The organism is Leucobacter sp. GX0328, from assembly GCF_053567315.1.
In genome coordinates this window covers 165,045-184,064 of sequence record NZ_JBSGPC010000002.1, presented here as the reverse complement: position 1 = coordinate 184,064, position 19,020 = coordinate 165,045, and the positions used below count along the sequence as shown (strand labels likewise).

General features: G+C 69.8%; 16 protein-coding genes and 1 tRNA gene. 3 read left to right on the top strand and 14 right to left on the bottom strand.

Going from position 1 to position 19,020, the window contains the following annotated elements:
* Positions 1 to 12: 12 nt before the first annotated feature.
* Together glmU and ACUYTF_RS09050 are read right to left on the bottom strand one after the other, a co-directional pair.
* Positions 13 to 1,461, bottom strand: a complete 1,449-nt coding sequence (glmU, locus tag ACUYTF_RS09055) for a bifunctional UDP-N-acetylglucosamine diphosphorylase/glucosamine-1-phosphate N-acetyltransferase GlmU (protein WP_434142470.1) — start codon at positions 1,459 to 1,461, stop codon at positions 13 to 15.
* Positions 1,462 to 1,583: 122 nt separating this feature from the next.
* Positions 1,584 to 1,655, bottom strand: a tRNA-Gln gene (locus ACUYTF_RS09050).
* A gap of 128 nt (positions 1,656 to 1,783) precedes the next feature.
* Between ACUYTF_RS09050 and ACUYTF_RS09045 the strand changes: the two genes are divergently transcribed.
* The gene (locus ACUYTF_RS09045) at positions 1,784 to 2,329 is read left to right on the top strand and encodes a MarR family transcriptional regulator (RefSeq protein WP_434142469.1); all 546 of its coding nucleotides are present in this window, start codon (positions 1,784 to 1,786) and stop codon (positions 2,327 to 2,329) included.
* A gap of 217 nt (positions 2,330 to 2,546) precedes the next feature.
* Here ACUYTF_RS09045 and ACUYTF_RS09040 read toward each other — a convergent pair whose 3' ends face one another.
* The 5 genes from ACUYTF_RS09040 to ACUYTF_RS09020 form a co-directional block, all read right to left on the bottom strand.
* Entirely contained in the window at positions 2,547 to 3,407 is an 861-nt protein-coding gene (locus ACUYTF_RS09040; RefSeq protein WP_449279638.1) for a hypothetical protein, read from the bottom strand.
* A 478-nt stretch (positions 3,408 to 3,885) separates the two neighbouring features.
* Positions 3,886 to 5,475: a phosphoglycerate dehydrogenase gene (serA, locus tag ACUYTF_RS09035; protein ID WP_434142467.1), complete on the bottom strand. Its 1,590-nt coding sequence runs from the start codon at positions 5,473 to 5,475 to the stop codon at positions 3,886 to 3,888.
* A 178-nt stretch (positions 5,476 to 5,653) separates the two neighbouring features.
* Positions 5,654 to 5,977 (bottom strand): hypothetical protein, encoded by a 324-nt coding sequence (locus ACUYTF_RS09030; protein ID WP_434142466.1) that lies wholly within the window; start codon positions 5,975 to 5,977, stop codon positions 5,654 to 5,656.
* The gene (locus ACUYTF_RS09025) at positions 5,977 to 6,438 is read right to left on the bottom strand and encodes a hypothetical protein (protein WP_434142465.1); all 462 of its coding nucleotides are present in this window, start codon (positions 6,436 to 6,438) and stop codon (positions 5,977 to 5,979) included. The genes ACUYTF_RS09030 and ACUYTF_RS09025 overlap by 1 nt, the downstream gene beginning before the upstream one ends.
* A 53-nt stretch (positions 6,439 to 6,491) precedes the next feature.
* The gene (locus ACUYTF_RS09020; protein ID WP_434142775.1) at positions 6,492 to 7,280 is read right to left on the bottom strand and encodes an SIP domain-containing protein; all 789 of its coding nucleotides are present in this window, start codon (positions 7,278 to 7,280) and stop codon (positions 6,492 to 6,494) included.
* Positions 7,281 to 7,551: 271 nt separating this feature from the next.
* Here ACUYTF_RS09020 and hrpB point away from each other — a divergent pair, with 271 nt between their 5' ends.
* Complete coding sequence (gene hrpB / locus ACUYTF_RS09015) at positions 7,552 to 10,185, top strand: ATP-dependent helicase HrpB (RefSeq protein ID WP_434142464.1); 2,634 nt, start codon at positions 7,552 to 7,554, stop codon at positions 10,183 to 10,185.
* A 13-nt stretch (positions 10,186 to 10,198) separates the two neighbouring features.
* Here hrpB and ACUYTF_RS09010 read toward each other — a convergent pair whose 3' ends face one another.
* From ACUYTF_RS09010 to ilvD, 7 genes are all read right to left on the bottom strand, one after another.
* The gene (locus ACUYTF_RS09010) at positions 10,199 to 10,606 is read right to left on the bottom strand and encodes a hypothetical protein (protein ID WP_434142463.1); all 408 of its coding nucleotides are present in this window, start codon (positions 10,604 to 10,606) and stop codon (positions 10,199 to 10,201) included.
* Positions 10,603 to 11,946, bottom strand: a complete 1,344-nt coding sequence (locus ACUYTF_RS09005; RefSeq protein WP_434142462.1) for a TFIIB-type zinc ribbon-containing protein — start codon at positions 11,944 to 11,946, stop codon at positions 10,603 to 10,605. The genes ACUYTF_RS09010 and ACUYTF_RS09005 overlap by 4 nt, the downstream gene beginning before the upstream one ends.
* A gap of 34 nt (positions 11,947 to 11,980) precedes the next feature.
* Entirely contained in the window at positions 11,981 to 13,174 is a 1,194-nt protein-coding gene (locus ACUYTF_RS09000) for an SHOCT domain-containing protein (protein WP_434142461.1), read from the bottom strand.
* A gap of 212 nt (positions 13,175 to 13,386) precedes the next feature.
* A complete protein-coding gene (gene ilvC / locus ACUYTF_RS08995) occupies positions 13,387 to 14,451 on the bottom strand; it encodes a ketol-acid reductoisomerase (RefSeq protein ID WP_434142774.1) in 1,065 nt (354 codons plus the stop codon).
* 92 nt (positions 14,452 to 14,543) lie between these two features.
* Entirely contained in the window at positions 14,544 to 15,053 is a 510-nt protein-coding gene (gene ilvN / locus ACUYTF_RS08990; RefSeq protein WP_434142459.1) for an acetolactate synthase small subunit, read from the bottom strand.
* 2 nt (positions 15,054 to 15,055) lie between these two features.
* Positions 15,056 to 16,879 carry an acetolactate synthase large subunit gene (locus tag ACUYTF_RS08985; protein WP_434142773.1) on the bottom strand — a complete coding sequence of 608 codons (1,824 nt, stop codon included), beginning with the start codon at positions 16,877 to 16,879 and terminating at the stop codon, positions 15,056 to 15,058.
* A gap of 56 nt (positions 16,880 to 16,935) precedes the next feature.
* Entirely contained in the window at positions 16,936 to 18,627 is a 1,692-nt protein-coding gene (ilvD, locus tag ACUYTF_RS08980; RefSeq protein WP_434142458.1) for a dihydroxy-acid dehydratase, read from the bottom strand.
* Positions 18,628 to 18,738: 111 nt separating this feature from the next.
* On the opposite strand from ilvD, the gene ACUYTF_RS08975 reads away from it, so the two are divergent.
* Positions 18,739 to 18,948 carry a hypothetical protein gene (locus tag ACUYTF_RS08975; protein ID WP_434142456.1) on the top strand — a complete coding sequence of 70 codons (210 nt, stop codon included), beginning with the start codon at positions 18,739 to 18,741 and terminating at the stop codon, positions 18,946 to 18,948.
* Positions 18,949 to 19,020 lie beyond the last annotated feature (72 nt).

Here is a 19,020-nt window from a genome sequence, read left to right as displayed (position 1 = left end):
TTGTTCAGCTGTTCATTCGGAATCGGTCTGCGTCGCCTCGGGCTTGGCCGCTCGCGCCGCCGCGTCCGTCGACGTGCCGGGCCGGTTCTCGGCGACCCAGCCCTCGATGTTGCGCTGCGGCATCACACCGACCGCCAGCGAACCCGCCGGCACGTTCTTGCGCACCAGCGTTCCCGCCGCCGTGTAGGTTCCGTCTTCAATAGTAACCGGTGCGATGAGCACGTTCTTCGAGCCGATGCGCACGGCATCGCCGACGACCGCCCGATGCTTGTTCACCCCGTCGTAGTTCGCGAAGATCGTGCCGGCGCCGATGTTCGAACCGGTGCCGATCTCGGCGTCGCCGACATAGCTGAGGTGCGGCACCTTGCTGCCGTCGCCGATCTTCGCATTCTTCGTCTCGACGTACGCACCGATCTTGCCGTTCTCGCCGAGCTCGGTGCCCGGGCGCAGGTACGCGAACGGTCCGACCTCCGAGCCCGCGGCGATCACCGCGAGAGTGGCCTCGCTGCGGCGGATGCGGGCGCCCTCGCCCACCTCGCAGTCGACGAGCGTCGTGTCGGGGCCGACGATGGCGCCGCTCGCGATCGAGGTCGCGCCCTTCAGATGGGTGCCGGGCAGGATCTCGGCGTCCATGCCGATCGAGACGTCCGCCTCGATCCACGTCGTCGCCGGATCCTGGATCGACACGCCCGCGCGCTGGTGCGCACGCACGATGCGGGCGTTCATCTCGCGCCCCGCTTCGGCGAGCTGGGCGCGGTCGTTGACGCCGGCGATCAGCCATGGGTCGTCGGTCGCGATCGCCTCGACGATGCCACCGGTCGAGAGGATGCGCGTCGCAGCATCCGTCAGATACTTCTCGCCCTGCGCATTGTTCGTATCGATGCCCGAAAGGGCCTCCTCGAGCGCGCGGCGCGCGAACACGTAGATGCCGCCGTTGATCTCGGTGATGCGGCGCTGCGACTCGGTCGCATCCTTCTCCTCGACGATGCCCGTGACAGCGCCGTCGCCGCCGCGCAGAATACGGCCGAGCCCCGTGGGATTCTCGTAGATCGCCGAGAGCATCGTCATGCTGCGGTTCTGCTCGAGATGCCCGCCGATCAGGCGCTCGAGCGTCGCGGAGTCGATCAGCGGAACATCGCCCGAGAGCACCACGACCGAGCCGGCGAAAGAGTCGGGGAGGGCCGAGAGCGCCTGTTCCACGGCGCGGCCCGTGCCCGGCACCGCATCCTGGTCGACGATGAGGGTATCGGGTGCATGCTCGAGGATCGCCGCCGCGACACGATCGCGGTCGTGGCGCACGACCGAGACGACGATCTCGGGCGACAGCGCCGATGCGGTGTCGAGCACGTGCGAGATCAGGGATCGACCGCCGATCGGGTGCAGGACCTTCGGCAGGTGGGACTTCATGCGCGTGCCCTGCCCTGCTGCGAGGATCACGACGGCGAGTGAACGTTCTGCCATGTGCTTTTCCCTTTCATTGGCGCCGCTCCCGACACACCGAAGAGGCTACGCCTCCCCCAATGCACGGCGCCTGTGGGCGCCGCTTTCGGAGCAAGTGATCAAGGCTGCGCCTTGCTCACCCGCTCCGCCCCCAGGGCTCGAACCTGGACCTCACAGCTCCAAAGGCTGTCGTGCTGCCATTACACCAAGGCGGAACATGCCCGTGGGCACGCATAATAGTCTGCCAGATCTCGGAGCCGTCGCCGTACGCGTCGGACGAAGCGGGCGCCCGCCGGCACCCGTGTGTCAGGTGCCGCGCACGGCGCTCGAATAAGATGAGCCTATGAAGCACGAGGACGAGGTCGACCGCATTCTGGCCGAATGGCAAGCCGCTCGGCCTGACCTCGATCTCGCTCCGCTCGCCGTGTTCTCGCGGCTCTCGCGCATCGCGAAGCATCTCGACCGGGCCCGCTCGCACGCGTTCGAGCGTTCGGGGCTCATGTCGTGGGAGTTCGACGTGCTGGCGGTGCTGCGACGCGGCGGCGCCCCATATCGGCAGAGCCCGAAGGTGCTGGTGCAGCAGACGATGGTGTCGAGCGGCACGATGACGAACCGCATCGACCGTCTCGCGGAGCGCGGCCTCGTGCGCAGGCTCACCGACCCGAACGACGGTCGAGGCGTGCTCGTCGAGATGCTGCCTCTCGGTCAGACCCTCGTCGACGCCGCGATGACCCGACTCAGCGATGCCGAGGAGCGTCTGCTCGGCAGCATGCCGCGCTCCGAGCGCGATCGCCTCGCGACGCTGCTGCGGCGCCTCGCGATCAGCGTCGGCCGCTTCGAACAGCCGCTGACGGGGCCCATCACGCTGCCCGACCCCGAGATGCTCTGACCGCCCGACGCCCCGAATCCCTCTCCCTCTCGCCCCTCCCTCTCGCCCCTCCCTCCCTCCCTCCCTCCCTCCCTCCCTCCCCCGCGCACCTCCCGCGCATTTCCGCCCACTGACGCCCGCTCCGGCACGCTCCGACTCGCCCCGGTCCGTTGCCGTGCGAAGCGTGGAGCCGAATGCACCGCCCGAGGGGCCTTGATGGTTCGTTCAGCTCCACGACTCACCGGAGATCGGTGGATTCGGCGAAGTACCGTGCGAGATGCGGTGCCGGGGATCGGGGGTGCACTTCGAAGAACGAGCAGAGTCGCAACCGCGTCGCGGCGAGCTCGCCCGGGGCGAAGTTCTCGGCGTGCAGGCGCAGCACGTCGAAGTCGACCGTGCGAACGAGCTCCAGCCGTCGGAGATCTTTCAGGTACTGGCGTCGGTCGAGTCGGTGCTGCTCACCGTCGAACTCGGCGATCTTGCGTGTGACGCGATCCACGAGATCGAACCGGCCGATCCACATGCCCTGTTCGTCGAAGAGGTCGCCTTGGAGCTCGAGGTGATCGATGCCGGCACGAGCCGCTTCGAACCTCATGAGGGTCTCGTACCGGGATTCAGCGCCTACGCGCGATACCTCGAGGGCTGCACGAACCCGATCGATACCGAGTGCCGAGATCTCGCGCAGCCGTATCGCGAGGTCTTCCCGACTGACGATCGCTCGACCGCGCGGGCCGCGCTGCGGCAGGATCAGCGCGTCGATCGCGACCACGAGTTCTCTGAACGGCAGCAGCCTCGCGCATTGCACCAGGGCGAGTTCGGGAGGCACGCAGATGAGCCCGTGCGGTGCGGCTCCGGGCCCGAACGGGATACGGGTACGGTGCCCCCGAACCGCGGCTCCCCTCGCCGGCGACTGCGACCAGTGCGTCGTCGTATGCAGTGCATCGGTCGCGTCGATGGGAGCGCCGTAGAGCAGCAGCGCCGTGGTGTGGCTGAACGCCTCACCGCTCCTCAGCAGCGGTGCATAGTCTCGCGCGGCCTGGAGCACGCGCGCCTCCACGAAACGGGATGGCGTCTCGATCTCTTCCGCGACGCGATACACGCCGCGATGCAGCCGTCGATACTGCTGACCGCGCAGCTTCGCTCTCCCGACGCCGAATCTCGCAGCGCCGGCGGCGGTGAACGCGCTCCCTCGAAGACCTCGGGGAATCGGTGAACGGGCGGGCGACATGCATGCATCGTCGCCGGTTCGGCAGCGATGGGCCAGTGCGTTTCGCCGATTGTGGAGAGGTCACCGCGAAAAGGGCCGGGAACGGCCTTGGGGAGGAAGGCGATCCCTGTCGCTCATGCTGCGAGGTGTGGAGCCGGATGCACCGTTCGAGGGGCCTCGGTGGTGCATCCGGCTCCACACGGCGAAGCGCGAGCGGCGGCGCTCAACACTCAACACTCAACACTCAACCAGCAACCAGCAACCAGCAACCAGCGCGCGACGAGCAAAGCGCGACGCGCGACGAGCAACGGCCGGGCTCGCGCGATGCGGACCCGGCCGAAAGCGTCGAGAGAAATCTCGGAATCGAGGACTACGCGTCGATATCGATGACGCAGAGGTACTCCGCGTCGACGGCGCCGTGCAGCCCCTCGACGAGGCCTTCCGAGACCGGAGCGTCGACCGAGAGCACCGAGAGCGCCGTGCCGGCCTTCTCGTCGCGCGCGATCTGCAGGCCCGCGATGTTCACACCGGCCTCGCCGAGCAGCCCGCCGTAGGCCGCGACGACGCCCGGGCGGTCGTTGTAGCTGAGCACGAGCAGGTGCGCGGGCACGGGCAGCTCGACTTCGAAGCCGTTGACCTCGACGATCTTCTCGATCTGCTTCGGGCCGGTCAGCGTGCCCGAGACCGAGATCTGACGGCCGTCAGTGAGCGCTCCTCGCAGCGTGATGACGTTGCGGTAGCTCTCGGACACCGCGTCGACCGTGAAGCGCACCTCGAGGTCGCGCTGCTCGGCGATGAGCGGAGCGTTGACGTACGACACGGGGTCGCTGACGATCTTCGAGAAGAGGCCCTTGAGCGCTGCGAGTCGCAGTGCGCCGACGCGGTGCTCGGAGAGGTCGCCGTGCACCTCGATGTCGAGCGAGGCGATGGGGCCGTTCGCGAGGCCGGCGAACACCTGGCCGAGCTTCTCGGTGAGGGGCAGGCCGGGGCGCACGTACTCGTCGATGCTGGCGCCGGCGAGGTTCACGGCGTCGGGCACGAGGTCGCCGGCGAGGGCGAGCCGCACCGACTTGGCGACGGCCACGCCCGCCTTCTCCTGGGCTTCAGCGGTCGATGCGCCGAGGTGCGGGGTGACGTTCACGTTCGGCAGCGAGGTGAGCGCGCCGTCGGCCGGCGGCTCCTGCACGAACACGTCGAGGGCGGCACCGGCGATCTGCCCGTCGGCGAGCGCCTCGGCGAGCGCCGCCTCGTCGATGAGTCCGCCACGGGCGACGTTGACGACGTAGGCGGTCGGCTTCATCGCGGCGAGCTGCTCGGCGCCGATCATGCCGAGCGTGTCGGGGGTGCGGGGCATGTGGATGGTCAGGAAGTCGGAGCGCTCGACGAGCTCTTCGAGCGTGACGAGCTGCACGCCGAGCTGCTGCGCTCGGGCGGCGGTGACGTAGGGGTCGAATGCGATGAGCTCGACGCCGAAGCCGCGCAGGCGCTCGGCGACGAGGCCGCCGATGCGACCGAGGCCGATGATGCCGATCGTCTTCTCGTAGAGCTCGATGCCGGTGAAGGCGGAGCGCTTCCACTCCCCCGCCGACAGCGAGGCGTGCGCACGGGGCACGTGGCGTGCGAGGCTCAGGATGTGGGTGACCGTGAGCTCCGCGGCGCTGATGATGTTCGAGGTCGGGGCGTTGACCACCATCACGCCGGCCTGGGTCGCCGCCTTGATGTCGACGTTGTCGAGGCCGACGCCGGCGCGGGCGATGACCTTGAGGTTCGGGGCCCACGAGATCGCTTCGGCATCGAGCTGGGTCGCGGATCGCACGAGCACGGCGTCGGCCTTCGCGAGTGCGTCGCGCAGCGCATCGCGGTCGGTGCCGTCGGCGTGCACCACCTCGAAGTCGGGGCCGAGGGCGGCCATCGTGGCGGGCGAGAGTTGTTCGGCGATCAATACGACCGGCGCAGGCATCAGATGGTTCCTCCGGGAATGGGCGATCTGCGGGATTCGGCCGCAAGGGCCGGGTCCCAGTCTAGACTCCCGGTCGTGCGCAGCCCCGAATGTGTCGCGGTGCGACCCGAGGGCGCCGGGACCGGGCGCCGGGATCGAGCGCGGCCGACGGGTGCGGCGTACGCCCCGTGCGCACCCGTCAGGCGGTGAAGAACAGCGACTGGGGCACGAGGTGCATGACCTCGAGCTGGATCATGCCGACGATGGCGAGACCCGCGACGAGCACGAGCAGCCGCATGGCCGCGCGCCGCCCACGCGCGATGACGAGAGCGAGGCCGAACACGACGACGGGCACGAGGATGCCGAACCACAGCCAGAACCAGCCGAAGGCGCTGATCGCGTAACCGATCTCGGCGCCCATGCGCGGCAGCAGCACGAGATTGCCCACCGCGGCCGCGACGGTGGCTGCGTAGAGCAGGGTGATGAGGGCCCCGAGCACCCAGGCGGTGATCTTCGACCCCATCAGAAGCTCCATCCGTCGAACACGGGCAGCGGGACCAGCACGACAGCGCCGATACCGATCCAGAGCAGGAGCGCGCGCAGCCGGCCGCGATTCATGAGCAGCGCGGCGAGGAACCAGAGGATCGGAGCGAGCGGTGCGATCCAGTAGACGATGTTCTGGGCGGTGCCGCCGAGCGCACCGGCCGATGCCGCGAGATTCGCGTTCACGGGCGCGTAGTACTGGGCCCAGCTCAGCCAGATCCAGGCGTACAGCAGGTAGAGACCGCCGCACAGACCGAGCACGACGAGCGCGGCGTTCGAGTACTGGGGGCGCGGGTCTGCGGCGAGCGCCTCGGCGTCGTCCGAAGCCGCGAGGGGCGCGTCGACCGGTGCTGCGGCGGGCTCCTGCACGGGCTCGGCTTCGACCGTCCACCCGCTCGCGATCAGGCTCTCCCGCGGCTCCTCGGGTCTCTTCTTGCGCATTCCCCCAGCGTATCGGCAGCGCGCTCCCGAATCGCTGTGGGCGCTTCGCGCCGCTACTTCTGGCGCCAGTACCCCGAGAAGTCGATCGCGCTCTTGTCGACGCCGAGCTCGTTCACGAGGTGGCGGCGCCCGCCGGTCGCGAGCTGCTGCTCGCCGGCGATGAAGGCCGACACGGGGCCCGCGGGCTTCTGCAGGGATCGCAGGGCGTCGAGCGCCTCGGCGCCCGGGCGCCGGCTGCCGCTGCGCACGATCCAGTGCACGTCGACGCCGTCGGGGGCGATCGTCGGCTGCCGGTCGGCGGCGTCCGGGATCTCGATGATGGCGCTGCCGGTGGTGCGGGCCGGGAGATCCCTGAGGATACCGAGCAAGGCGGGCATCGCGCTCTCGTCGCCCGCGAGCACGACCTCGCCGGCTCCGGGCACCGGGCGGTAGCCGCAGCCCTGGTCGATGAGCCCGACCGTCGCCCCGACCGGCATGGACGCGGCCCAGGGGCCTGCGACGCCGGCGGTGCCGTGCACGACGAAGTCGATGTCGAGCTCGAGCGCCTCGGGGCGGAACTCGCGCACGGTGTAGTTGCGGATCACCGGCTTCGTGGCCTTGGGAAGAGCGAGATACCGCAGGTAGCCGCGCATGTCGAAGCGGTCGCCGAGGCCATCGAGGGTCGTGGCGCTCGAAACCGGCAGCGCCAGTCTGAACCACTGGTCGAAGCCGAGGTGGCGCCAGTGCTCCAGAGCTTCGCCGCCGAGTGTGACGCGCACGAAATGCGGTGAGATGCGTTCCGCCCGTTCGACTGCTGCGGTCATCAATCCGGTATCGGCATGATCGACCGCGATATTGCTCACTGCCAAGGGGTGTCCCTTCAACGCACTTCATCTGATGTTAATGAAGCATACCTAAGCATGTCTGCGATTGCGAGCGGGTCGCAGAGGAGGCGGCCGGTTCGGGAGGGCCCGGCCCGGTCCGGCCCGGGCTTCGATACCGGCGCAAGAACCGGTCGAGGCGGCACCGACGGTGCCTGCCGAGCCGATTCGGGCCGCCCTGCCCCTCCACGACGCCATCCGCGAGCGCGACCGCAGGGCGGTTGATCGGCGCGGCGCGCCGTAGGCTGGACGGGTGACGCCGCATCTCTTCGACCTCGATCGCATCGGCGCGGAGCTGCCGGTCGCCTCCGCCCGGAGCGAGATCGAGGCCGCCGCGACGGGCGCACTCGTCATCACCGCTCCCCCGGGCACCGGCAAGACGACGTTCGTGCCGCCGCTCCTCGCGAACCTCCTCGCGGAGCGGGCCGGCGGCCGCGTACTGCTCACCCAGCCCCGTCGCGTTGCGGTCCGTGCAGCGGCGCACCGCATCGCCGCGCTCGACGGCAGCCCGGTCGGCGGGCCGGTGGGCTTCACCGTGCGCGGCGAACGCAAGATCGGCGAGCGCTCGCGCATCGAGGCCCTCACCCCCGGCGTGCTGCTGCGCCGGCTCCTCGCCGACCCCGGGCTCGATGGCGTCGGCGCCGTCATCCTCGACGAGGTGCACGAGCGCTCGGTCGACGGCGATCTGCTGCTCGGCATGCTCGCCGAGGTGCGCGAGCTGCGCGACGATCTGCTGGTGATCGCGATGTCGGCGACGCTCGACGCCGGGCGCATCGCCGAGGTACTGGGGTCTGGCCAGGGATCGCGACCAGCGACTGTCATCGACGTGCCATCGCCGCTGCACCCGTTGCGCATCGACTACGCGCCCGCCGTCGAGGCGCGCCTCGACGAGCGCGGGGTGACCCGGGGGTACCTCGCCCATGTGGCCCGAACCGCGCGGCAGGCGCAGGCCCGAGCGGCGACGGAGCACCCCGACGCGTGCGACGCCCTCGTGTTCGTACCCGGAGCGCGCGAGGTCGACGAGGTCGTGCGGCTCCTGCGCGAGGCGCCGAACGCCGGGCGGGCCGGCGAGGTCGAGGTGCTCCCCCTGCACGGCCGCCTGCCCGCGCGCGATCAGGATCGCGCCGTATCGGGCCGCGGCCCGGAGGACGCGCCGCGCATCGTGGTGAGCACCGCTCTCGCCGAGAGCTCGCTCACGGTGCCCGGAGTGCGCGTGGTCGTCGACGCCGGGCTCTCCCGCGAGGTCCGGCGCGACCGCGCACGGGATATGACCGGGCTCGTGACCGTCAGCGCTTCGCGCGCGAGCGCCGAGCAGCGGGCCGGCCGCGCCGGGCGCCAGGGGCCGGGCCGAGCCGTGCGCGCGTACGCCGAGACCGACTTCGCCCGCATGCCGCAGGCCTCCGCTCCCGAGATCGCCTCGGCCGACCTCGTCGACTCGGCGCTGCTGCTCGCCGCTTGGGGCACCCCGCGGGGCGAGGGCCTGCGGCTGCCGACCGCTCCCCCGCCGGCAGCGATCGCTCAGGCGGAATCGGTGCTGCGGTCGCTCGACCTCGTCGATGCGTCGGGCCGGGTCACCGCGGCCGGCGCACGCATCGCCCGGCTCCCGATCGGCGCTCGCACTGCCCGAGCGCTCATCGCCGGCGCGGACGAACTCGGTGATGCGCGAGTCGCGGCCGAGATCGTCGCCGCGATCAGCGATGACCATCGCGAGGCGGGCGCCGACCTCACCCGGCTCATGCGCGAGCTGCGCACCGGCCGCGCTCCCGGGGCGGACCGCTGGCGACGAGAGGCGCGACGGCTGCTCGATCTCGCGCGCCGGGAGCAGACCGGCTCCGGAGCCCGAACCGGAGCGGAGGTCGGCATCGCCGACCGGGAGCACGGCCCCGGCACCATCGTCGCGCTCGCCCGCCCCGAGTGGATCGCGCGCCGCGTGCCGGGGGAAGACCGGCGGGGCCGCGGCTACCTGCTCGCGAGCGGCACCCGCGCCGCGCTCCCGGAGGGCAGCGGGCTCGCGGGCGTCGACTGGCTCGCCGTCCACGAGGTGCAGCGCGCCGCCGGACGCGCGGCCGACGGCACCGGCGCCGTGATCCGCCTCGCCGCACCGCTCGACGAGCATGCCGCTCTGCGCATCGGCCGGTCCCTCCTCGTCGCCGAACGCATCGCCCGCATCGACGACGGACGCGTCCGGGTGCGCGAAGAGCGCAGGCTCGGCGCGATCGGGCTCGCCTCGGCCCCCGTCAGCCCGACCAGCGCCGACACGGAGCCCGCGTTCGCACGGCACCTGCGCGAAGCGGGGCTCAGCGCCCTCGCCTGGCCCGCCGAAGCGCAGACGCTGCGGGGCCGCCTCGCGCTGCTGCGCCGCACGCTCGGCGATCCCTGGCCCGAAGTCGACGACGAGTCGTTGCTCGCGCGCCTCGCCGACTGGCTCGGCCCCGACCTCGCACGGCTGCACCCTGCGGCTTCGCTGCAGCAGCTCGACACCGCGGCCGCGCTCAGACGCCTGCTGCCGTGGCCGGAGGCTGCACGCTTCGACGAGCTGGCCCCGGAGCGCCTCGCCGTGCCGTCGGGATCGCGGGTGCGCATCGACTACCCGACGGCCGACGACCCCGAAGCGCTGCCGGTCGTCGCCGTGAAGCTGCAGGAGGCGTTCGGGCTCGCGGAAACGCCGCGCCTCGCCGACGGCCGGGTGCCCGTGCTCTTCCACCTGCTCTCGCCGGCGCGGCGTCCCCTCGCCGTCACCGGCGACCTGTCATCGTTCTGGAACGGCCCCTACCAGGAGGTGCGCAAGGAGATGCGCGGCAGATATCCGAAGCATCCGTGGCCCGAAGACCCGTGGACGGCGCAGGCCACCGCCCGCACCACTCGCGCGGGCGGCGGACGGGCCTGACCCGCGACGCGGGCTACCTCACCCGCTGCACCCGCTGCCGGTAGTTGCTGCCGTTGTCGCCGTCGATGCGGCTGCGCTTCGTACCGCGCACCTCGTCGACCTTCACATCCGAGCCCTGCACCGGCTGCGATTCGATGATCGTCTCGCGCTCGAACTGGTGCGACTTGTCGGTGTTGCGGTAGTAGCGGAACAGGGTCCAGTAGATGCCGCCGCCGGCTGCCGGGCCCGCCGCGAGCAGCCAGGCCGGGCTGCCCTCGTCAGAGGAGGCGAGCACGTTGCCGACCGAGACGCCCGCATCGACCAGCACGGCCGCGACCGCAGGAACCGCATCGGCGAACGGTGCGAGGAGCGCGACCAGCGCTGCGGACTGCGGGGAGACGGCGCCGAGCGCGTCGACCAGGTCGAGGAGGAGCGCGCTCATGCCGTCGCCACCAGAATCGCGATGGCCAGGCCCTCGACCACGGTACCCGCGGTGATGGCGGCGGTGAGCAGACGCCCCTGCGAGACCGGCACGCTACCCATGGTCTCGCCAGTGCGGCCGTTAACGGCGATATAGTGCACCATGCCGCGACCGCCCTTCTCCTGGTAGTACGAGTACAGCCACACCGGCAAGTACATCGACACCCACCGCGTGCCATGCACGTCGAGCCGCTCCGTCTCCCAGCGCACGCCCCGGTTGTAGCCGGCGAGCGTGGGCGAGACCTCCGAGCGCGCGATCGAGAGCAGCTGGCCCTCGAGCACCGGCTCGATCTGCGAGACGTCCTGATCACGGCGCTCCGAGGTGAAGCCCGTCAGATAGCTCGCGTTCCACTGCACCGCGTTCTTGGTGTCGAACGGCAGGATCGTGTTGATGATGTTGTTCGTGTTCACGAGCGCGTCCATGTTCGCCCGCTCGGCCGACGACTCGATCGTGAGGTCGTCGACAGTGAAGTCGACATGGCGCTGCACCTGGTAGATGTCGGCGTCGTAATAGGTCTCCTCGTCATCGCCGCTGCCGCGGGTGTAACGGCGCGTCAGCACTTCGCCGTAGCCCGCGACATCGGCCGAAGCGTTGCCGTCGACGACCATGTAGGGCATGTAGACGCCCACGACGTTCTCAGGGGTGAACTCGCGCTTGAAGCGCGCATGGGCGAAGGTGCGGCGCTTGCCGGCGAACGCGCGGATGCGCTCGACCGCCTCCTGGTGGGTGAGCTGGAACGGGAGCACCGCGTCGGGCACCGCGCCGTTCGGCACCTGCTCGTTGACCGTCAGCACATGGCGGCACCAGTGGCAGCGCGACGACATGGCCTCTGCCGTGTTCACGACGACCTCGGCGCCGCAGCCGCCGCACTTGAGCGTCAGCACCCCCGCGACCGCGGGGTCGATGTCGGCGGCGCCCGACGCGATGGTCGTGCCCGAGAGCTCGCTCAGCGGCACCTCCTCCGGGAGCGCCTCGGCGATCTGCGCCTCCGTCCACTCGTAGCGGCAGAAGAGGCAGATCAGCATGCCCGTGGCCGGGCGCAGCTGGATCTCGGTCGAGCCGCAGCGCGGGCACCGGTTCACGCCGTCGCCGAGACGGTCGTTCCGGGTGTCGATGGTCGTCGGCCCCTGCGGGGCGAGCGCATCGGGCAGCGCCGCATCGGGCGCCGGGTGCGGCGCGGATGGAGCGGACGCATCGGCCGGCGACGGTGTGACCGGCGCGGTCGACGCCGCCGGCACCGGGTCTGGAGCACCCGGCGCCGGAACAGCGCCGCCCCGCGCCGGATCGGGAATCTCGTTCATACCTGATCCGAACAGTCGAGGGTCGGGGCCGCGGCTAGAGGCCGAGCGCCTTCGCCTTCGCAGCGTTGTAATCGTCCTCGGTGATGAGCCCGGCGTCGAGCATGCTCTTCAGCTGGGTGAGCTTGGCCATCGGGTCGTCGGCGGCAGGCTCCGCCGCGGCCGGCGCCTGCGCCGGTGCCGGTGCCGACTGCGCCCCCACTCCCGGCACCGGCTGCTGCAGCCCGCCAAGACCGGCCTGGCCCGCGGCCATGCCCATACCGAAGATGCCGCCCGCGCCGGCGTTCTCGCCCGCCGACTCGAACCCGGCGGCGACCGATGCCTGCAGATTCGAGTTGCCGCGCGCGCCCGCGAGGGCATCCGCGCGCTGCACGTTCTTCAGCAGTTCGCGGGTGTTCTCGTCGTACTCGATCGCGACGATCGCGGTACTCGCGATCTCGAGGCCGCGGCCGGTGCTCCACTGGTAGTTGGCCTCGACGGCGGCCGAGAGGCTCTGCGCGAAGCCCACCGAATCCTGCTGGATCTTGGTGATGCGGTTGCCCTTGGCCGGGTCGTTCGTATACATCGAGAACGCGGGCGCGAGCGAACCGACGACCTCGTTGAAGAGCTGCGACGCCGCATCGTTGTCGATATCGGTGAAGTCGAACACCTGACCCGGCTCGAGGTACTTCGCCGGCAGCCAATTCTTGACGAAGAGGATCGGGTCGGAGATCTTGAGCGTGTAGGTGCCCCGAGTGATCGCGCCGACCTGGGCGTTCATGTAGGCGTCATCCCAGTAGATCTCGGACTGCGTGCCGAAGCGGTTGTTCGGCAGCTCCTTGAGCGCGACGAAGTAGGCGCGCTGCTGCGCCCCGGGCCGCCCGCCGAACTTGAAGCGCTCCCACGAGGTCTTGATGAGCGCGCTCACGAAGCCGCCGCCGGTGAAGATCGACTGCGAATCCTGCGCCTCCGAGTTCCACTCGTAGCCGCCGGCCTCGGAAGTGAAGCCGGTGATCGCGCCCTCCTGCATCAGGATGAGGCCGTAGCCCTCGGGCACGACGATCCGGCTGCCGTTCGTGATGACGCCGTCGGAGCCGCTGGTGTTCGAACCGCGGCCGGCATTCGTGCCCTGGGGCACCGCGGCGAACAGCGCGGCGGTCGGCGCGAGTCCCGTCGGCACCGTATAGAAGTCTTTCCACTGATCGGCGAGAGTACCGCCGATCGCACCAGTCGCAGCCTTCAGCAGTCCCATGAGATCATCCTCGTTCCTCGCAGTGATTGAGTCACAGTGTAGCGAGAAACGGAGTGCTGAGAGCAAGCGCCCGGTGAACGCAAAGGGTCCGGGAGCGATTCGCTCCCGGACCCTCCGCTCGAACTCAGCAGCTCAGCGCGCGGCGCTGCCGTCGACGAGCGCATACCGCACGCGGCCTGCGCGAAGCAGTGCTGGTCTGCGACTCCGTCGCGTCAGCGCGCGGCGCTGCCGTCGACATAGTCCGAATCGCTCTGCTGCCAGGCGAACAGCTTGCGCAGTTCGACACCGGTCTTCTCGATCGGGTGCTGCTCCTCCTGCGCGCGCAGCGCGGTGAACTCGGGCGCACCAGCATCCTGATCGTCGATGAAGCGCTTCGCGAACGCACCCGACTGGATGTCGGCGAGCACGCCCTGCATGCGCTCCTTGACGCCGGCGTCGATGACGCGCGGGCCCGACACGTAGTCGCCGAACTCGGCGGTGTCCGAGATCGACCAGCGCTGCTTCGCGATGCCGCCCTCCCACATGAGGTCGACGATGAGCTTCAGCTCGTGCAGCACCTCGAAGTAGGCGATCTCGGGCTGGTAGCCCGCCTCGGTCAGCACCTCGAAGCCGGCCTGCACCAGGTGGCTGGTGCCGCCGCAGAGCACGGCCTGCTCGCCGAAGAGGTCGGTCTCGGTCTCTTCGGTGAAGGTCGTCTTGATGACGCCGGCGCGGGTGCCGCCGATCGCCTTGGCGTACGACTTCGCGGTCTCCCATGCGGTGCCCGAAGCGTCAACCTCGACGGCGATGATGTCGGGGATGCCGCGGCCGGCCTCGAACTCGCGGCGCACGGTGTGGCCGGGAGCCTTCGGGGCGACAAGGATCACGTCGACGCCCTCGGGGGTCTCGATGTAGCCGAAGCGGATGTTGAAGCCGTGCGCGAAGGCGAGGGTCTTGCCCGCGGTCAGCTTGTCCTTGATCTGATCGTTGTAGATCGAGCGCTGGTGCTGGTCGGGCGCCAGGATCATGATGAGGTCGGCCCACTCGGATGCGTCGGCGACGTTCTTGACCTCGAAGCCCGCTTCTTCGGCCTTCTGGATCGACTTCGAGCCCTCCTTGAGCGCGATGACGACCTCGACGCCCGAATCGCGCAGGTTCATCGCGTGCGCGTGGCCCTGCGAGCCGTAGCCGACGACGGCTACCTTCTTGCCCTGGACGATCGAGAGGTCGGCGTCAGCGTCGTAGTACATCTCTGCCACTTGGGTTTCTCCTTGTGTTGTGTTGGTTTCTCGGGCGATGCTGCGGGAATCCGCAGTGCCCGCTGGTGCTGGTGGAATATGGAGCTCTCGGTCCGATCCGGGGCCGAGAGGCCGTTCGGCGCGGCCGGGCGTCAGTTCTTGAAGACCCGCTCGCTGATCGATTTCGCGCCGCGGCCGAGAGCGATGAGTCCGGACTGCGCGATCTCCTTGATGCCGTACGGCTCGAGCACCCTGAGGAAGGCGTCGATCTTGCCGGTGTCGCCGGTGACCTCGATCGTGAGGGCATCCGGGACGACGTCGACGACCCGAGCGCGGAACAGTGTGACCGCCTCGAGCACGTGCGAACGGGTCTGATTGTCGGCGCGCACCTTGATGAGCACGTGCTCGCGCTGCACCGAGCTCGAATCGTCGAGCTCGACGACCTTGATGACGTTGACGAGCTTGTTCAGCTGCTTGGTGACCTGCTCGAGCAGCACCTCGTCCTCGTCGACGACGACGGTGATGCGCGAGAGTCCGCGCATCTCGGTCGGGCCGACGGCGAGCGACTCGATGTTGAATCCACGGCGGGCGAAGAGCCCGGCGACTCGGGTCAGCAGACCCGGCTTGTCCTCGACGAGGAGGCTGAGTACGTGGCGGCTCATGATTACTCCTCTCCCCACTCGGGGCTGTTCTCGAGGGCGTACTGGATATCGCTGTTCGACGTGCCCTGGCGCACCATCGGCCACACCATGGCGTCGGCGCTCACCACGAAGTCGATGACGACGGGGCGATCGTTCGTCTCGAGCGCGAGCTTGATCGCATCGTCGATCTCCTCCTCGCGCTCGACGCGGATCGCGAGGCACCCGTACGCGTCGCCGAGCTTCACGAAATCGGGGATGCGCTGCGAGCCGTGCCCCGTGTTCAGGTCGGTGTTCGAGTAGCGGCCGTCGTAGATGAGGGTCTGCCACTGGCGCACCATGCCGAGCGAGGAGTTGTTGATGACCGCGACCTTGATCGGGATGTTGTTCACCACGCAGGTGGCGAGCTCCTGGTTCGTCATCTGGAAGCAGCCGTCGCCGTCGATCGCCCAGACCACGCGGTCGGGCTCGGCGACCTTGGCGCCCATGGCGGCCGGAACGCCGTAGCCCATGGTGCCGGCGCCGCCCGAGTTCAGCCACGAGTTCGGCCGGTCGTACTTGATGAACTGCGCGGCCCACATCTGGTGCTGGCCCACGCCGGCGGCGTAGACGGCTTCGGGGCCGGTGAGCTCGCCGATGCGCTGGATGATGTGCTGCGGCGACAGCAGCCCGTCGCTCGTGGGCTGGTAGCCGAGCGGGTAGGTCTCGCGCAACTGGCTCAGGCGCTCCCACCACGGCGTCAGGTCGGCGAAGTCGCGCGCGAGCTTGGCGGTCGAGACCGCCGCGATCAGGTCGGCGATCACCTCGGCGGCGTCGCCCACGATTGGCACATCCGCGGCGCGGATCTTGCCGATCTCGGCCGGGTCGATATCGGCATGGATGATCTTCGCCTCGGGCGCGAAGAGCGCCGCACGGCCCGTGACGCGGTCGTCGAAGCGGGCGCCGAGGGTGATGAGCAGGTCGGATTCCTGCAGCGCGAGCACGGCCGGGACCGTGCCGTGCATGCCGGGCATGCCGAGGTGCTGCTCGTGCGAGTCGGGGAATGCGCCGCGGCCCATGAGCGTGGTCACGACGGGAGCGCCGACGAGCTCGGCGAGCTGCAGCAGCTCCTCCGAAGCGCGGGCGCGGATCACGCCGCCGCCCACGTAGAAGACGGGCTTCTTCGCTTCGGCGATCAGTTCGGCGGCGGCCTGGATCTGCTTGCTGTTGGCCTTCGTGATCGGACGGTAGCCCACGAGCTCGACGCGCGGGTCCCAGGCGAAGTCGAGTTCGCCCTCCTGCGCGTCCTTCGTGATGTCGACGAGCACGGGGCCGGGACGGCCGGTCGATGCCAGGTGGTAGGCGGCCGCGATGGCGCCGGGAATCTCCTCGGGCCGCTTGACGAGGAAGGAGTGCTTCGTCACCGGCATCGTGATGCCCACGATGTCTGCCTCCTGGAAGGCATCGGTGCCCATGAGGTGCGAGAAGACCTGGCCGGTGATCGCGAGCAGCGGCACCGAGTCCATGTAGGCGTCGGCGATGGCGGTGACGAGGTTCGTCGCGCCCGGACCGGAGGTGGCGATGCACACGCCGACGCGGCCGCTGGCCGAGGCGTAGCCCTCGGCGGCGTGGCCGGCGCCCTGCTCGTGGCGCACGAGCACATGACGGAGGTGCTCATCGCCCATGAGGGTGTCGTAGAGCGGAAGCACCGCGCCGCCGGGAAGACCGAAGACATCGGTCACTCCCAGCGCTTCAAGGCTGCGGACGACGGCCTGCGCGCCGGTGATCCGTTCGCCTTGGGGCGGATTCTTCAAGGGGTTTGCACTCGATTCCGAGGTCATTGCTTGCTTTCTTTGGCTCGATGGGGGTATCGGTTCGCTTCGGGCGTGCGGACGCACGGGAGAACCGCTCGTCGGTCGGGCGAGGATCAGCCGGTGACGGCACCCTCGGAGGCGGACCGGACGAGCTTCGCGTACTTCGCGAGAACGCCACGTGTGTACCGCGGGGGTAGCGGGGCCCAGGTGTCTCTGCGGGCCTCGAGCTCAGCGGGTTCTACCAGCAGGTCGAGCGTCTGTGCGACGATGTCGACCCGAATCAGGTCGCCGTCGCGGACCAGGGCGATCGGACCACCGTCCGTCGCTTCCGGTGCGATATGGCCGATGCACAGGCCGGTTGTGCCGCCTGAGAATCGTCCGTCCGTCAATAGTAGTACATCTTTTCCGAGGCCCGCGCCCTTGATGGCCGCGGTGATCGCGAGCATCTCGCGCATGCCCGGGCCGCCCTTCGGCCCCTCGTAGCGGATGACGACGATGTCGCCCTTCTGGATGCTCCCGTTCTCGAGGGCGTCCATCGCGGCGCGTTCGCGCTCGAAGACGCGTGCGGGGCCCTCGAAGTGCTCGGCGTCGAAGCCCGCGGTCTTCACGACGGCGCCCTCGGGCGCGAGCGAGCCCGAGAGGATCGTGAGCCCGCCGTTGGCGTGCAGCGGGTCGTCGAGTCGGCGGATCACCTTGCCGTCGATCGCGGTGTCGACGTCGGCGAGGTTCTCGGCGACGGTCTTGCCCGTGACGGTGAGCGCATCGCCGTGCAGCAGGCCGGCATCGAGCAGGGCCTTCATGATGACCGGCATGCCGCCGACGCGGTCGAAGTCCTCGGCGACGTACTGGCCGAACGGCTTCATGTCGGCGAGGTGCGGCGTCGTCGCGCCGATGCGGGTGAAGTCCTCGAGCGTGAGCTCGACCTCGGCTTCCCGCGCGATGGCGAGCAGGTGTAGCACGGCGTTCGTCGAACCGCCCAGCACCATCGCCACGGTGATCGCGTTCTCGAAGGCTTCCTTCGTGAGGATGTCGCGCGCGGTGATGCCGCGGCGCAGCAGCTCGACGACGGCCTCGCCCGAGCGGTGGGCGAAGTAGTCGCGGCGGCGGTCCGCGCTCGGGGGCGCGGCCGAACCCGGCAGGCTCATGCCGAGCGCCTCGGCGACGCACGCCATCGTGTTCGCGGTGTACATGCCGCCGCAGGCGCCCTCGCCCGGCGCGATCGCGCATTCGACGCGCTTCAGGTCTTCTTCGCTGAGGGTACCCGCGACGCAGGCGCCGACGGCCTCGAACGCGTCGATGATCGTGACCTGCTTCTCGGTGCCGTCCGAGAGCTTCACCCAGCCGGGCGCGATCGAACCGGCGTACAGGAAGACCGAGGACAGATCGAGGCGCGCGGCCGCCATGAGCATTCCCGGCAGCGACTTGTCGCAGCCCGCGAGCAGCACGGTGCCGTCGAGACGCTCCGCCATGACGACGGTCTCGACGGAGTCGGTGATGACCTCGCGCGACACGAGCGAGAAGTGCATGCCCTCGTGCCCCATCGAGATGCCGTCCGAGACCGAGATGGTGCCGAACTCCATCGGGTAGCCGCCGCCCGCATGGACGCCCATCTTGGCGCCCTGGGCGAGACGGTCGAGACTGAGGTTGCACGGCGTGATCTCGTTCCACGAGCTCGCGATACCGATCTGGGGTTTATCCCAGTCCTCGTCTCCCATGCCGACCGCGCGGAGCATGCCCCTCGCTGCGGCCTTCTCGATGCCATCGGTGACGTCGCGACTTCGCGGCTTGATATCGATTTCTGCCATGTCGTCCAGTCTATCCCTCTCCCGATGCCCCACGACGATGCACCGGCCACGGGTAGTGTGGTGGGAAGCCCGAAGACGCGAGCACCAGCGAATAGGAATGAGGGACACGTCGTGCAGATCGGCAAGTACGTCACCAACCCCGGAGTCATCGGCGCGGCCTTCGGCGCGATGACGACCGCGCGCCGCACGAAGTCGATGCGCAACGACTGGCGCCGCTTCCTCGTCTGGGGCGTCTGGCTCGCCGGCCTCGCACTCGCCGTCGCGAGCGTCGCCATGCAGGAGCAGGACGAGGAGTACGCCGCGGAGGGCTCTGGCCGCTAGCGCTGCAGCACGCTCCGGGCGTCGCCTCGGCGCCGGGCCTCCAGGGATCGCGCGTCGCTGCGACCGCCGATC